Origin of the sequence: Weissella thailandensis, assembly GCF_005405465.1 — a bacterium.
In the GTDB taxonomy this organism is placed as follows: Bacteria; Bacillota; Bacilli; order Lactobacillales; family Lactobacillaceae; genus Weissella; species Weissella thailandensis.
On sequence record NZ_BJEC01000027.1, the window covers coordinates 1 to 14236 of the forward strand.

The following is a 14236-nucleotide window of genomic DNA, read 5'->3' on the forward strand; positions in this document are numbered from 1 at the left end:
TTAACGAGATGTTTCCCTTACAGTAACGTTGCACGGCATTAATTTTAAAATCAGTTGAATATTTAGTCATGAAAAATACCCCATAATCGTTAGATTTTTGTGTCTAACAATTATGGGGCACTTCATAATGTCCCAGTTTTTTTATTTAGCAAGGATTGTTTTTGGTAGTAACAAAGTTTACTATGACAAAGTTGATTAGAGTGTGGTAAACTATTCCAAATAGTAATAATTGGGGAACTACATAATGGATATTCATAAATTTAAGGTCTTTCTAGATTTAGCTGAAACTGGGAATTATTCTGAAACGGCTGATAGGTTGTATACAACGCAAGGTAATATTTCTAAGCAAATTTTGTCTTTGGAAAAGGAATTAAAAACACAGTTATTTAAACGTGAGCATCGTCATATTTCATTGACTGAATCAGGGCGGATTACTGAAATGTATGCCAAAAAAATCATGCATGAATTTGATGCACTACAACAAACGTTGGTGCAACATGATTCTGAATCAGACAACGTATTGACGATTCATACGATGCCAACATTTTCTAATTACCGTGGCTTTTCATTGATGAGTGATTTTCATAAAAGACATCCCGAAATTACATTACATTTCTCTGAAACGAAAGATAGTTTATTGATCCAGTCGTTAGAAGATAATCAAGCCGATATAATTTTTGGTCATTACACACCAGCCGTTAATGGCAAATTAGAAACGTTGTTAACTGATCAGGATAATTTAGTTTGTGTGCTGCCAGCTAATCATCCACTATCTGCCAATCGTGTGATTTCATTAGATGATTTGATGAAAGAAGAATTATTATTACTTGAAGGCGAGGAAACAATAATTTTTAACAAGTTTGGTGCTGTTGGTGAGAAGAAACAATTGGCATCTGCGGTGGCTTATCAAGGTGAACGAATCGATATTATATTGAACATGGTCCTTAATGGTATGGGTATCGCCTTAATGATGGAAAAAAGGGTTGATATGACGAATGATGGGCAAATAGTTAAACGTAAAATCGCTACAAATACGACGAGCGATTTTGGCTTTATGAGGCTGAAACAAGTCCATGAGTCAAAGGCCAATGGATTATTTTGGAAATATATTACCCAAGTACTTAACCACGATATTATTTAAAAACCATTTTATTAGTATGTGTGGTAGTATTATAATATAAAAATTAAATATAATCGCAAAGGGGAGCCAAGTTGGCTGAGAATGAGTAGAACTCTAGACCCTTCGTACCTGTTTTAGTTATTTAAGCGTAGGAATTGTGTAAATTTGTCAATTATTGGCCTCTTTGTGATTTTTTATTACAGGGAGGCTTTTTTATTGCCCATTTATTTTGAAATTATATTGCTTAAATTTATCGGGGGAAAACAAGAATGAATTCAAAAGTTAGAAAAATAACTTATTTAGCGGTGATGGTTGCGTTAGATGTTGTACTATCACCAATTTTACGAATTGAAGGAATGGCGCCGATGTCTAGTGTGATTAATATCTTAGCGGGCGTTCTTATGGGACCATTGTACGCAACGATTATGGCGATTTGCTGTGGAATTATCAGGATGATGATGATGGGGATTCCACCACTGGCTTTGACTGGGGCTGTTTTCGGTGCTTTATTAGCAGGTCTTGGAGCTCGCTGGACGCATAGTATTTATGGTTCTATCATTGGTGAAATTATTGGTACTGGAATAGTCGGTTCATTGTTATCTTATCCAGTTATGGTACTTTTCACGGGTAACAAAACAGACTTGTATTGGTTGTTGTATACACCACGATTCTTAGGTGCGACGCTTATGGGTGCAGTGGCAGCTTGGCTCATTTGGCAGCAAGCAAAAAGAATATCTTTGTTTAAAGATATGATACGTATTTTTAATGGAAAGGAATATGTCATTAAATGAAAAAAATAAAGATTCCGTTGCAAACAGCACCGCTAATTCATTGTATTACAAATGCTATTTCAGTAGAGACGGTTGCAAATGTGTTACTTTACATTGGTGCTAAGCCAATTATGACTGAGGATACACGTGCTTTTGATGATTTAATCCACCAAACCGATGCCTTACTATTAAATTTGGGTAGCTTATCATTAACTAAAGAACAAAGCATACATGCTGCGAGTGAAGTAGCAGATGGAAAAGAGCCAATTTTGCTTGATGTTGTGGGTATTGCAAGTGCCAAATCAGCTATGAAAATTGCTAAGGTTGTTATGGAAAAGAAACCAGCAATCATTCGCGGTAATATTTCAGAAATGCGCGCACTATGTGGTTTAGCAACAAATGGTCGTGGTGTTGATGGCAACCCATTAGATCAGACTGATGATGAACTAGCTAGATTGATTGTGGCACTGAAACAGTTGCCACAAGAGTCAGTTTATGTGGCAACTGGTGCGAAAGATATTGTGGTTGCCAAGGACAATGCTTGGATATTAAGTAATGGTGTGCCAGAATTGGATCGATTTACTGGCTCAGGGGATACGCTAAGTGGTTTATTGGCAGCGTTGTTGGGTGCAGGTGCATCTCCCGAAGACGCAGCCGTTCAAGCAGTTAGTTATCTTAACATTTCAGGGGAAATGGCTAAAACTAAGGCAAATACAGCAGGCATTGCAGAATTTCGGCAACTATTTCTAAATGAACTTTCATTATTAGGTATCGATAATATCGATTGGACAAATCAGATAAGGGGAACAAAAAATGACAAAACAATTATATTTAGTGACAGCAAGATATGGGGAGACGGAGAGTGAATTCTTAAATAAGGTTGAGACCGCCTGTGCAAATGGCGTTACCTTGGTACAATTACGGGAAAAGAACTTATCAACTCGAGACTACTATGAGTTGGCTTTGAAGGTAAAGCAAATAACAGATCGCTATGGGTTGAAATTAATTATTGATGATCGGATTGATATTTGTCAGGCAGTTGATGCAGGTGGGGTCCATATTGGTGATGATGAATTACCAGTAAACGTTGCACGCAAGCTACTTGGCAAGGAGAAATTATTAGGTGTTTCTGCCAAGACAGTTGCCCGTGCAACGGAAGCGGCTGCAGAGGGGGCAGATTACTTGGGGACTGGGACAATCTTCCCAACCCAAACAAAAGTTGTTACTAAGCAAACATCGGTTGATACATTGCGGGAAATTACGGCATCTGTTAATATTCCGGTCGTTGCTATTGGTGGCATTACGGAAGATCGCATCATGACATTTAAAGGAACAGGCATTGCTGGCATTTCTGTCGTGAGTGAAATTATGAAAGCGGATGATATTGCGAAAAAAGTTCAACATTTAAAAAAGAAGCTTGAACAGTTATAATGTATTGAAGACTGAGATAATAATTAACTATTACTCAGTCTTTTTTATATTCCTTTAATTTTAAAGAAATAATCTTGTGATAGGCAGTTAAGTGCTGAATAAAGGAGTTATGGTCATGATAAAATTCAGTGATGTGGTCAAGACATACCAAGAAAAACAGGTCGTTAATAAATTAAATTTAACGGTTGCCTCGGGTGAGTTTTTTGTTTTGGTCGGACCAAGTGGTAGTGGTAAAACAACAATTTTAAAGATGATTAATCGTTTGATTGAACAATCCGCAGGTGAAATATTGATTGATGACATAAATGTTAATCAAGTTGATACAGCCAAGTTGCGAAAAAATATTGGATATGTTCTACAGAACATTGCTCTTTTTCCTAATCTAACAATTAGCCAAAATGCTGGTATTTTATTAGAGGCCCAAGGAGTGAAACGTGATAAACGAGAAACTTTAGTTAACCAACTATTAGATAGGGTTGGTTTGCCACATGAACAATATGGATCACGTATGCCGAGCGAATTATCAGGCGGTGAGCAGCAACGAGTGGGGATTGTTAGAGCATTAATTACAAAGCCGGATATTATTTTAATGGATGAACCTTTTAGCGCCCTCGATCCATTATCAAGAAAGCAGTTACAGGATTTGATTTTGGATTTGTATGATGAACTGAAACCAACTATTTTATTTGTTACGCATGATATGCACGAAGCATTACGGTTAGGAACTAGAATAGGTGTGTTAGTAAACGGTCATTTAGAACAAGTTGGATCACCAAACAAAATAATCAGTGAACCAGCGAACAAAACAGTTTCATCATTATTTGATAATCAACGCGTAACCCTGGTTTCAGACATGCAGTCAGCGGGATTGCTACATCCGCTACATTCACAGTATCCCGAACAGACGCCACAATTATCAGCAACGCAAACAATTCAAGAATTAGCGATGGTCTTACGTGAAGTCGACCAAGTTGTTATTGACCAACAGTATGTTGTAACGGCGGATGATGTGTTGCAGTATATCGGTCAACAATAGGAGGATAACATGTTAAATGATTTGATGAATTTATTTACAGCGCAATCAACAGATATTTTGGTTGCACTGCGTGAACATGTATTACTTTCAGTAGCGGCTATTTTTATCGCAGCTGTCATTGCTGTACCGTTGGCAATCGCGTTGATGAAGCATCGTCGCGCTGGTGAAGTTGTTTTACAGATAGCGGGTGTTATCCAAACGATTCCCAGTTTAGCGGTATTGGGAGTCCTGATTCCATTTGTTGGTATAGGTACAGTGCCAGCGATTATTGCATTGGTATTATATGCGATTATGCCAATTTTTCAAAACACCTATGCTGGTTTAACAGAAATTGACCCGAATTTGACTGAAGCAACGGACGCATTTGGCTTTTCATGGCCATTTAAATTATTCAAAATCCAGTTACCGCTTGCTATGCCAATGATTCTATCAGGGTTGCGTATTGCGACAGTTATGGTCATTGGAACAGCTACCTTAGCAGCTTTGATTGGTGGTGGTGGTTTAGGGACCTTTATTATGATTGGAATCCAAACTAATGACAATGCGCAGTTACTTCTGGGTGCAATTCTATCAGCACTATTGGCACTTATTTTTTCTTGGGGAATCAAATTAATCGGTAAGTTGTCGCTTAAGAAAATGGGCATTCTTTTGGCAAGTCTTGTTGCATTAGGTGGTGTTTATTTTGGTGGCCAAGCAATTGTACAGCCTAGAGGCACGATTACCATCGCGGGTAAATTAGGTGGTGAACCAGAAATTTTAATTAATCTATATAAGGAACTCATTGAAGCAGATAATCCACGTTTAGATGTCAAATTGAAACCAAATTTTGGTGGGACAACCTTTATTTATAAAGCTTTAAAGGGTGGTGACGTTGATGTCTATCCCGAATTCACGGGGACTGTTTTACAAACGTTGGTCAAGGGAGAACATGTTAGCCATCAACCTAAGCAAGCTTTTGATGATGCCAAGCGTGCGATAAAAGAGCAAGATAATTTGTCTTATTTAGCACCAATGAAATATCAAAATACGTATGCTTTAGCCGTTCGCCAAGCAGATGCTAAAAAATATCATTTGAAAACAACGAGTGATTTAGCAAAAATGTCACCGCAATTAACAGCCGGTTTCGACCATGATTTTTATGAATTAAAGGATTCATATCCAGGTATGAAAAAAGCCTATCAGTTGCAATTTAATAAGGTTACTAGCATGTCTTCGAGTTTACGTTATAAGGCTTTAGTTAATAAACAAATTGATGTCACTGACGCGTATACAACCGATCCACAATTGAAGCAGTATAAGTTAGTGACTTTGAAAGATGATAAACAATATTTCCCACCGTTCCAAGGCGCACCATTAGTTAGAAAGGCCATCCTAACAAAGTATCCAAGTGTGAAGAAAAGTTTGGCTCGTTTAGATGGTAAGATTACCAATCAGGATATGATTGATATGAACTATCAGGTTACTGTCCAGCATAAACAAGCTGATAAAGTAGCTCATCAATATCTAGTAAAGCATCATTTATTAAAGTAATATGGATAATTTATACGTAATTTAACATGTTGTGATGGTACAAAACTGATAAAATAGTAGTATTATTCAGAAGGAGTGTGGGTATGGTTGAGCATTGGGTAGTTTTAATAGTGGAGCTCGTGTTTATTTTTAACACACTAGCAGCTATTTTAACTGTTTTTAGAGATCGTTACCGTGACATTACGTCTATCTGGGCATGGATGTTAGTTTTGCTATTATTTCCAATAGTTGGATTTCTAATTTATTATTTATTTGGTCGTAAATTATCAGGTGATCGCATATTTACGATGCAAACACAGCAAACGTTAGGGATTGATCGGATTGCAGAAAATCAGCAACAAGAAGTATTGTCAGCTGTAGATCCGGATCATTTTGTTGAAGAGCAGTCATTCATTCGCTTATTTCTACAAAATGAACAAGCAATTTTGACCAATCAGAATGAAGTTGATGTCTTAACTGATGGTAATGATATGTTTGAAAAAATGTTTGCTGATATTCGTGCAGCAAAACATCATATAAATGTTGAATTTTATACGATTTATAATGATCAAATCGGTAATGAATTAGTTGATTTATTGACACAAAAGGCTGAAGCTGGCGTTCGTGTGCGAGTTATTTTTGATGCATGGGGATCTGGTGGTCGAAATTCAAGAATGTATAAGCAATTGCGAGCAGCTGGTGGTAAAGTTGAGGCGTTTCTAATGCCAAAGTGGCATTTATTTTCATTACATGTTAACAATCATGATCACCGCAAGCTAGTGATTATTGATGGTAACATTGGTTATATCGGTGGCTTTAATGTTGGTGATCAATATCTGGGGCGCTTAAAAAAGTTTGGTTATTGGCGTGATACGCATCTTCGAGTAGTCGGGGATGGCGTTCTAGCAATGCAAAGTCGCTTTTTCACAGATTGGAATGCAACGACCGATAATGAAAAGCTAGAGTTCAGTGAAAATTATTTCCCATCCATCAACGCAAGTGGGGATGTGGCGATGCAAATTGTTTCTTCTGGACCTGATGCTGATACGAGACAAATTTACCAAGGCTATTTACGGATGATTTCTATGGCACATGAAAGTATTACGATCCAGTCGCCATATTTCATTCCTAATTCAGCTATTATGGACGCGATTGAAATTGCTGCTAGGTCAGGCATCAGAGTCCGTGTGATGATTCCGTCAAAGCCAGATCATATGTTTGTTTACCGGGCAACTGAGTATTACGCTAGTGTATTAGCTCAGGAAGGCATTGAAGTTTATGCCTATAATAAAGGGTTCCTGCATTCTAAGACGATTGTGATTGACGATAAAATTGTATCAGTTGGTAGTGCCAACATGGACATTCGTTCTTTTGCCTTGAATTTTGAAGTAAATGCCTTTCTTTATAGCCGGAATTTAGCATTAAAAATGAATCGTATTTTTGAGAAAGATTTGGAAAATTCAACGTTGTTAACGCCAAAATATTTTGCCAAACAGTCATCATGGTTACGATTTAAGCAATTCTTCTCTAGATTATTAACGCCTATTTTGTAACATGTCATGTTAGACTGTAATTATATAAAAAAGACAGAACGCATCATCGGTTTGATGAAGGGTTCTGTCTTTTTTTGATTTAGGTATTATGCTGGCTGGTTTAAGTCATTCTTGCGACTAAAGAAACTAACTAGTAAGAAGAAGATTCCTAATAAATCAGTATAAATTCCTAAAATGATTTGCATATCATGGGTCGAGTAGCCTGTGAATAGTACCAAGAATAGCCCTAGACAAAGACCAATGGCACCAATTACCAAACCAACTAAACGTTGCCAACCGACTAGTAATTCAGGTACCCATGTTTGGGCTAAATTACTAGTTGCATTAAATAGGATCCAAAAGCCGAATACCAGTCCAATAAAGTCTTTCGCAACGTCTTGGCGGAATAAGAGAACCAGTCCCATTACAAGACTTAACAAGGCACTCATTAGGTGTGAACCACGTAAATAGGTACTGTTACGAAATAGCATTAGATCAATGATGGCAATGAAAATTGAAAATAATCCAAATAGTATTGAAACAGCTAATAACCACTCGGGGTTAAAGACAAAGGCAAAAATTCCTAAAATAATTGAAATAACACCAGCAGTAGCCAATAATTTACGAACAAAATATGAAATAATTGGTTTATGAGGAAGTTGATGTTGTTCTGAACGACTTTGAGTCACTTCCTCACCACTGGCTTCAGATTGTTGTACTTCTGGCAAATTAGCCATAGCTATGCCTCCTTTTAGATTGAGTTGTTTAAATTGAGTGTAATTGAAAATAGAGTAAAATACAATTGAAGACCAATTTAAAATAAAAAATATTAAATATTTATAATAAAAGGAATGTGAAGGATGATTGAAATAATTATTATCCTGGTGCTACTTATTCTATTTGGATATACACAGTATCGCCAGAAAAAGTTTGATAAATCAGTTGAAAGAAAAGCGAAATCCTTAACGGATAAACTAAAGGACAAGAATAACCATTAGGACACTACCATGATGATAAGAATACTTGTATAATAGTATGGACAGAAAATACAAAGAATAGGAGCGCAATAATGAATATAGAAGAAATGCAGGCGCGCCAAAAACATATCCGTAATTTTAGTATTGTTGCCCATATTGATCATGGAAAGTCAACGATTTCAGATCGTATTTTAGAAGCAACTCATACGGTTACTGAGCGAGAGATGCAAGATCAATTACTAGACACAATGGATTTGGAACGGGAACGTGGTATCACGATCAAGATGAATGCCGTCGAGGTACATTATCATGCCAAAGATGGTGAAAATTATATTTTTCATCTAGTTGATACACCAGGACATGTGGACTTTTCTTATGAGGTGTCACGTTCATTGGCTGCTGCTGATGGCGCAATTTTGGTTGTTGATGCAGCCCAAGGGGTGGAAGCTCAAACTTTGGCAAATGTTTATTTAGCGATTGAAAATGACCTAGAGATTTTGCCTGTTATTAATAAAATAGATTTACCAGCTGCTGATCCTGAAGCAGTACGCACAGAAATTGAAGATGTGATCGGTATTGATGCCTCTGATGCTGTGTTGGCCTCAGCCAAAAAAGGGGTTGGTATTCCAGAACTTTTGGAAAAAATCGTGACTGATGTTCCAGCGCCTCAAGGTGATCTTGATGCGCCATTACAAGCCTTAATTTTTGATTCGGCCTATGATTCATATCGAGGTGTTATTTTAACCGTTCGAGTGATGAGTGGTGTGTTGCGTCCAGGAGAAAAAATTAAGTTTATGAACTCAGGGGCAGAGTACGAAGTGACCGAGGTTGGTGTTAATTCACCTATGCCAATTAAACGTGAGTTACTAATGGCTGGAGATATTGGTTACGTGGCAGCCTCAATTAAGAATATTCGTGATGCGCGTCCTGGAGATACATTGACGCACGTGAAGCAACCAGCTATGGAACCGTTACCTGGTTATCAGCCAATGACACCGATGGTCTATTCTGGATTATACCCAACTGATAATGCAAAATATAATGATCTACGAGATGCATTGGAGAAACTTCAATTAAATGATGCCTCGCTTGAATTTGAACCAGAAACATCACAAGCACTTGGCTTTGGGTTCCGTACTGGATTCTTAGGCTTGTTGCACATGGATGTTATTCAAGAGCGTTTGGAACGTGAGTTTGACTTAGATCTAATTACAACGGCGCCGTCAGTTACTTACCATGCTTATACAACAGATGGTGAAATGGTGGAGGTGGCTAATCCATCAGAATTACCTGAGGTATCAGAGATTAAATATATCGAAGAGCCATTTGTCTTGGCACAAATTATGGTACCTAATGATTATGTCGGTGCGGTTATGGAGTTAGCACAGTCAAAGCGTGGTGAATTTGATACCATGGATTATTTAGATGAAAATCGGGTTAATGTTAAATATTACATGCCATTATCAGAAATTATTTTTGACTTCTTTGATAAGCTGAAATCAAATACACGTGGGTATGCTTCACTAGATTATGAATTGTCAGGATACCGTCAATCTGAATTAGTTAAAATCGATATTCTATTGAATAATGAAAAAGTGGATGCCTTGAGCTTCATTGTGCATCGTGATTTTGCACAAGAACGTTCTCGTGTAATTACGAAGAAATTAAAGGAAATCATTCCACGACGAAACTTTGAAATTCCAGTTCAAGCTGCGGTGGGCTCAAAAATTGTTGCTCGTTCAACAATTAAGGCTTATCGTAAGGACGTTACCTCTCGAATTCATACAGGTGATCCAGATCGTCGTGCGAAATTGTTGGATAAGCAGAAGCGTGGTAAGAAGCGTATGAAAGCAGTGGGAACTGTGGAAGTGCCGCAGGAAGCCTTTATGGCTGTGCTTAAATCAGACGAAGAATAGTTGCTTTATTGGCAAAAAAATTAATCAATTTTTCGGCTGGTTTATAGTGAAAAACTATCATTTTTTGGTTATTTATGTTACTATATTCTAGTTAAATAATCTGACTCTGGTTTTTATAAAACTAGGGCAATAAGGAGAAAATAATGAAGGCTGAAATTCATCCAGATTACCACCAAGTGGTATTCGTTGACTCAACTACTGGTTACAAGTTCTTGTCAGGTTCTACTCGTACTTCTGACGAGACTATCGAATTTGAGGGTGCTACTTACCCAATGATCCGTGTTGAAATTACTTCAGATTCACACCCATTCTACACAGGTAAGCAAAAGTTTACTACTGCAGATGGTGCTGTTGATAAGTTCAACAAGAAATACGGACTTGCTTAATTGCAAACTCCTACAAATGCCGTTGCATAGCGCTAAATGCCTATGCGACGGTTTTTTTGTGCGTTTTTTGTAGTGTTATTTAGTATCATTTATTATCGACAAATATCAAAATTAGGGAACTTTTGGGAACTATTTTCAAATTAGGGAACTATTTGGGAACTATTTTTTGAACACATTTAGCATCTTTTCTTCTTCGTTTTCTCGTGCTTTTTTAAGAAAGTGAAAGTAAACTTTTTGGGTTACACTAACCGAACTGTGACCTAATCTTTCGCTAACATAAGCAATATCAACTCCGTTGTTAATTAAAATGCTTGCGTGGCTATGCCTTAAACCATGAAAAGAAATAGGCTTAATATCTAGATCTTTGGTAAGACACCTCAAACGATAGCTCGGTACTGACTGTGAAGTTTTTTCACCAAATATATGTTCATCTGTATTTGGAAACATCTTTTTAAACCGTTCTAGCTGCTCAAAATAATATGTTGGCATGGTTATTTCACGCACGGACTGTTTCGTTTTTGGTGTCGTGTATTGATAGGGTACTCGATTAGTCTTTGATTTAGTAACTAATATTTTGCTATTTTTAATATCAAAATCAGCATAAGTCAGCGCCAAAATTTCGCCTGCACGCATTCCTGAAAGGGCAGCAGTGTATATCATGAAATTAGGTGCAGTCATGGGGGTATCTTCAATATATTTAACTAGCTTATTAAATTCATCTTCTTCTAAAAATTTTAGATCAGTTGGTTTGCTTTCATGAGTGCCTTTGAATTTTAGATTAAACGTTGGGTCTGTTTTGATAATTCCATCGCTAAAAGCTTCTTTTAAACACATACCAACACGCATGGATATTTGATGCACTGAACTAGCCGTTCTCGTTGTGCTTAGATCATCTAAGAACTGCTGATACCTTTTGCGGTTCATTTGCTCCAAAGTAACATCTTGTAGATGTTCGTGAACGATAGTTTGTGTAGCAATGTGATTGGCAATCGTTTGTTGCTTGATACCAGACTTGATGTGATTATCTAACCAGGTATCATAGAACTCTGTAAACAATTGCTTACTAGACTCAATATCATAGCCTTGGTTGAGTTTTGCTTTAAGCATTGTCTCATAAGCTAGGGCTTCTGATTTATACTTAAAACCGCCTTTAGTGGCTTTTTTACGTTTGCCATCAACTTGATAGCTGACAATTGCGCGCCAAGTTTTTCTTTGTTTTTCAACTGACATTAGTTTAAACCTAACCTTTCATGTAAAAAATATAGATAGTTTAAAGACGTGTCTAGGTCTGCTATAATAGATACGTTAAATAAAAGCGTATAAAACCGCTTGTTAATATTGAGATGCACGTACACTGTAAGTTTGGTAGCTGAGGATGTGCGTGTTTTTTTACCGTCTTAATTTAAAATGTTTTATTTAACGTTGAATTTTTTTAAACTAGCTAGGTATAGTGAACCACCTACTATTGAAATAATTCCACCAATCCATCCCATGAACGGAATAATTGATATTGCACCACCTATAATCAATAAAACACTGGGAGATTTTGTAATAATAGGGCGCTTATTAAAACTAACGATTCCAATAATTCCTAATACTAAAATTGCGACTTTTAAAACTAACAGTACAACAGACATTGCACTCAAGTCCGAAGCGCTACTAGCAGCCGCTCCTAATACGAACCACCCACCAAATAATAAAACGATTCCTCCAACTAGCCCAACAACTCCATTAGCAATTGCTAAATTTTTCAACTTCATACTTAAAACTCCTTAAACAGCTTTTAACGTGGTTCAGGTTTGCACGTATGTTTATATTTCCTTAATTATATCCTCAACCATAGGTTCAAATGAAGACGGTAGCCCAAACTCATTCATGAAATTTACATAATTGCGATATTCAACTGGCGTATCTGCATATACAAATTTGCCCAAAATTTTTACAGCGTTCTCATTTGCTTCACGCTCGCTTACTCTACGAGTACCGATAGAAAACTGATAAATACAATTCTCTTCATAATTACCAAGCATAACATGAGAAATCTCATGCGCTAATCTAAACGCTACTTCAACATTCGTACCATAGTTAGCATTGATGATTATTTTTCTTTGAGAAGGTACGCTGATGTCGGGAATGGAGCTATCTAATTCATCTGATATTTTATAGTTAATACCTAGGCTTCTACACAGGTAGAGTAGGTAATCTAAAATATCAATCATCCATATCCTCCAATATACGCTTAATAATTTTCATCTCTGCGTCAGGTATTTCCTTACCATCAAATTTTAAAACAGGGTGTTCATCAAAATATTCTTTTAAGTCGTCACTAGAAGTGTCGGCTTTTTTATTAGCGTGCATATCGTCAGTATTACCTAATAGGTAGTCGACTGAAACATTTAAAACATCAGCAATTGACCTTAAAGTGGACTCTCTGGGAGTAACACCTTGATTATACCTATATATAGCGGTCTCACTTTTTAAACCAGCCGATTTTGCGACTTCACGCAAGTTCATGCCGCGTTTTTTAGCAGCGCTTTGAATTCGTTCATAAGTTGTCATACTAATGTTCTCCAAACTTCAAGAACAAATAAAGTATAATAAGTGCACAAAAATGTTTGATATTTGTACACAGTGTGTTATACTTTAATTATTCAAGTAATAAGCAACAAAAAAACAAGCAATTATCAAATGTACTTTTGGCGAGGTAGACATGATAAATGTAGTTATTTATTGCGGTTTTTAACTATGCACTAATTTTACACACTGTGCACAAATTAGTCAATGAATTTTACTTGAAAATTAAATAGGAGGTTAAATCTATGAGCATTAAGGAAGCAAACAAAACTTTGTTTGATGCACGAAAAGCTTTTAAAGACTATATCGATTACAAACAAATTAGCGTTGATGAGCTTGCTAATTATATTGGTAAAACACCATCTTACGTTTATCAATTGTTAGGTGGTCAGGCAAATAATCGACAAGCCTATGTGTATGTAAACAAGTTGTTCACTTATACAAATTATGATGGCGAAAACTGGTTAGAACTATAAGGAGGCTTAAACATGGGAAATAAATACGAAGAAATTTCAATTGATTTAGCAAAGCACGATGTAGAAATTATTTCTAAGGCTGGAAGTTATGTGAAATTAAAAATTGATGGAATTAATTTTCCAACACCAAATGTTTCAGTCGATGGCATAAAAATTAAATCTCTTAAGAGAATTGATTTTACAGCTCCATACTTCAATGGTCTTGAAGACGAACACAAAAAAATGCTTCAAGTAATTGTTGGTTACTAAAAGCATGAGGAGGCTTAAACATGGAAAAAATAGAAGAAATTTCAATTGATTTAACAAAACATGATATTGAAATAAAGTCATATGCTGGCAGCTATGCGACTTTAAAAATAGATGATATTGATTTTAATGATCTTGTTGGAAAAGAAATTGATGGTCATAATATGGCTCATTTAAAAAGAATTGCGTTTGTAGCACCTTATATCAACAACGATGATGATGCCTTCAAAAACAAAACGCTTAAACTGATTATCCATCAATAA

17 protein-coding genes and 1 riboswitch are annotated in these 14236 nt (G+C 36.5%); of the genes, 12 read left to right on the forward strand and 5 right to left on the reverse strand.

The genetic code is table 11. The annotated features are described in order from the left end of the window. The first annotated feature begins 244 nt into the window (after positions 1-244). From FFM62_RS09420 to cls, 7 genes are all read left to right on the forward strand, one after another. A complete protein-coding gene (locus tag FFM62_RS09420; protein ID WP_115470979.1) occupies positions 245-1141 on the forward strand; it encodes a LysR family transcriptional regulator in 897 nt (298 codons plus the stop codon). Between the two features lie 49 nt (positions 1142-1190). Continuing rightward, positions 1191-1292: riboswitch (TPP riboswitch) on the forward strand. 97 nt (positions 1293-1389) lie between these two features. Continuing rightward, positions 1390-1911, forward strand: a complete 522-nt coding sequence (thiW, locus tag FFM62_RS09425) for an energy coupling factor transporter S component ThiW (protein WP_115470978.1) — start codon at positions 1390-1392, stop codon at positions 1909-1911. Continuing rightward, complete coding sequence (gene thiM, locus FFM62_RS09430; protein ID WP_115470977.1) at positions 1908-2756, forward strand: hydroxyethylthiazole kinase; 849 nt, start codon at positions 1908-1910, stop codon at positions 2754-2756. Before thiW ends, thiM begins: the two co-directional genes overlap by 4 nt. After that, the gene (gene thiE, locus FFM62_RS09435) at positions 2704-3321 is read left to right on the forward strand and encodes a thiamine phosphate synthase (RefSeq protein ID WP_115470976.1); all 618 of its coding nucleotides are present in this window, start codon (positions 2704-2706) and stop codon (positions 3319-3321) included. The genes thiM and thiE overlap by 53 nt, the downstream gene beginning before the upstream one ends. A 115-nt stretch (positions 3322-3436) precedes the next feature. After that, complete coding sequence (locus tag FFM62_RS09440) at positions 3437-4357, forward strand: ATP-binding cassette domain-containing protein (protein WP_165845893.1); 921 nt, start codon at positions 3437-3439, stop codon at positions 4355-4357. 9 nt (positions 4358-4366) lie between these two features. Then, positions 4367-5887, forward strand: a complete 1521-nt coding sequence (locus tag FFM62_RS09445) for an ABC transporter permease/substrate-binding protein (RefSeq protein ID WP_115470974.1) — start codon at positions 4367-4369, stop codon at positions 5885-5887. Between the two features lie 83 nt (positions 5888-5970). Further along, positions 5971-7419 carry a cardiolipin synthase gene (gene cls / locus FFM62_RS09450; protein WP_115470973.1) on the forward strand — a complete coding sequence of 483 codons (1449 nt, stop codon included), beginning with the start codon at positions 5971-5973 and terminating at the stop codon, positions 7417-7419. 86 nt (positions 7420-7505) lie between these two features. On the opposite strand, the gene FFM62_RS09455 is transcribed toward cls, so the two are convergent. After that, positions 7506-8135: an HdeD family acid-resistance protein gene (locus tag FFM62_RS09455; protein ID WP_115470972.1), complete on the reverse strand. Its 630-nt coding sequence runs from the start codon at positions 8133-8135 to the stop codon at positions 7506-7508. A 332-nt stretch (positions 8136-8467) separates the two neighbouring features. Here FFM62_RS09455 and lepA point away from each other — a divergent pair, with 332 nt between their 5' ends. Beyond that, a complete protein-coding gene (gene lepA, locus FFM62_RS09460) occupies positions 8468-10291 on the forward strand; it encodes a translation elongation factor 4 (protein ID WP_115470971.1) in 1824 nt (607 codons plus the stop codon). Between the two features lie 143 nt (positions 10292-10434). Continuing rightward, positions 10435-10677 carry a type B 50S ribosomal protein L31 gene (locus tag FFM62_RS09465; RefSeq protein WP_075269296.1) on the forward strand — a complete coding sequence of 81 codons (243 nt, stop codon included), beginning with the start codon at positions 10435-10437 and terminating at the stop codon, positions 10675-10677. Positions 10678-10836: 159 nt separating this feature from the next. On the opposite strand, the gene FFM62_RS09470 is transcribed toward FFM62_RS09465, so the two are convergent. The 4 genes from FFM62_RS09470 to FFM62_RS09485 form a co-directional block, all read right to left on the reverse strand. Then, positions 10837-11907 carry a site-specific integrase gene (locus FFM62_RS09470; RefSeq protein ID WP_115470970.1) on the reverse strand — a complete coding sequence of 357 codons (1071 nt, stop codon included), beginning with the start codon at positions 11905-11907 and terminating at the stop codon, positions 10837-10839. Positions 11908-12089: 182 nt separating this feature from the next. Beyond that, positions 12090-12437 (reverse strand): hypothetical protein, encoded by a 348-nt coding sequence (locus tag FFM62_RS09475; protein WP_115470969.1) that lies wholly within the window; start codon positions 12435-12437, stop codon positions 12090-12092. A gap of 51 nt (positions 12438-12488) precedes the next feature. After that, positions 12489-12896, reverse strand: coding sequence for a M48 family metalloprotease (locus FFM62_RS09480; protein ID WP_115470968.1), 408 nt, complete (start codon positions 12894-12896; stop codon positions 12489-12491). After that, on the reverse strand, positions 12889-13236 hold the full coding sequence (locus tag FFM62_RS09485) for a helix-turn-helix domain-containing protein (RefSeq protein WP_115470967.1): 348 nt from the start codon (positions 13234-13236) through the stop codon (positions 12889-12891). Before FFM62_RS09485 ends, FFM62_RS09480 begins: the two co-directional genes overlap by 8 nt. A 260-nt stretch (positions 13237-13496) precedes the next feature. Between FFM62_RS09485 and FFM62_RS09490 the strand changes: the two genes are divergently transcribed. Genes FFM62_RS09490 through FFM62_RS09500 form a run of 3 tightly spaced genes read left to right on the forward strand, consistent with a single transcriptional unit; the run spans position 13497 to position 14236 of the window. Continuing rightward, positions 13497-13727: an XRE family transcriptional regulator gene (locus tag FFM62_RS09490; protein ID WP_115470966.1), complete on the forward strand. Its 231-nt coding sequence runs from the start codon at positions 13497-13499 to the stop codon at positions 13725-13727. A 12-nt stretch (positions 13728-13739) separates the two neighbouring features. Further along, complete coding sequence (locus FFM62_RS09495; protein ID WP_115470965.1) at positions 13740-13976, forward strand: hypothetical protein; 237 nt, start codon at positions 13740-13742, stop codon at positions 13974-13976. Positions 13977-13996: 20 nt separating this feature from the next. Beyond that, entirely contained in the window at positions 13997-14236 is a 240-nt protein-coding gene (locus tag FFM62_RS09500) for a hypothetical protein (protein ID WP_115470964.1), read from the forward strand.

What these genes read in the sequence shown, in the direction of transcription:
- FFM62_RS09470 (WP_115470970.1), bottom strand. Translation starts at nt 11,907, where the DNA reads ATGTCAGTTGAAAAACAAAGAAAAACTTGGCGCGCAATTGTCAGCTAT.
- FFM62_RS09485 (WP_115470967.1), bottom strand. Translation starts at nt 13,236, where the DNA reads ATGACAACTTATGAACGAATTCAAAGCGCTGCTAAAAAACGCGGCATG.
- cls (WP_115470973.1), top strand. Translation starts at nt 5,971, where the DNA reads ATGGTTGAGCATTGGGTAGTTTTAATAGTGGAGCTCGTGTTTATTTTT.
- thiM (WP_115470977.1), top strand. Translation starts at nt 1,908, where the DNA reads ATGAAAAAAATAAAGATTCCGTTGCAAACAGCACCGCTAATTCATTGT.
- FFM62_RS09420 (WP_115470979.1), top strand. Translation starts at nt 245, where the DNA reads ATGGATATTCATAAATTTAAGGTCTTTCTAGATTTAGCTGAAACTGGG.
- FFM62_RS09480 (WP_115470968.1), bottom strand. Translation starts at nt 12,896, where the DNA reads ATGATTGATATTTTAGATTACCTACTCTACCTGTGTAGAAGCCTAGGT.
- FFM62_RS09440 (WP_165845893.1), top strand. Translation starts at nt 3,437, where the DNA reads ATGATAAAATTCAGTGATGTGGTCAAGACATACCAAGAAAAACAGGTC.
- thiE (WP_115470976.1), top strand. Translation starts at nt 2,704, where the DNA reads ATGACAAAACAATTATATTTAGTGACAGCAAGATATGGGGAGACGGAG.
- FFM62_RS09455 (WP_115470972.1), bottom strand. Translation starts at nt 8,135, where the DNA reads ATGGCTAATTTGCCAGAAGTACAACAATCTGAAGCCAGTGGTGAGGAA.
- FFM62_RS09465 (WP_075269296.1), top strand. Translation starts at nt 10,435, where the DNA reads ATGAAGGCTGAAATTCATCCAGATTACCACCAAGTGGTATTCGTTGAC.
- thiW (WP_115470978.1), top strand. Translation starts at nt 1,390, where the DNA reads ATGAATTCAAAAGTTAGAAAAATAACTTATTTAGCGGTGATGGTTGCG.
- FFM62_RS09445 (WP_115470974.1), top strand. Translation starts at nt 4,367, where the DNA reads ATGTTAAATGATTTGATGAATTTATTTACAGCGCAATCAACAGATATT.
- FFM62_RS09490 (WP_115470966.1), top strand. Translation starts at nt 13,497, where the DNA reads ATGAGCATTAAGGAAGCAAACAAAACTTTGTTTGATGCACGAAAAGCT.
- FFM62_RS09475 (WP_115470969.1), bottom strand. Translation starts at nt 12,437, where the DNA reads ATGAAGTTGAAAAATTTAGCAATTGCTAATGGAGTTGTTGGGCTAGTT.
- FFM62_RS09495 (WP_115470965.1), top strand. Translation starts at nt 13,740, where the DNA reads ATGGGAAATAAATACGAAGAAATTTCAATTGATTTAGCAAAGCACGAT.
- FFM62_RS09500 (WP_115470964.1), top strand. Translation starts at nt 13,997, where the DNA reads ATGGAAAAAATAGAAGAAATTTCAATTGATTTAACAAAACATGATATT.
- lepA (WP_115470971.1), top strand. Translation starts at nt 8,468, where the DNA reads ATGAATATAGAAGAAATGCAGGCGCGCCAAAAACATATCCGTAATTTT.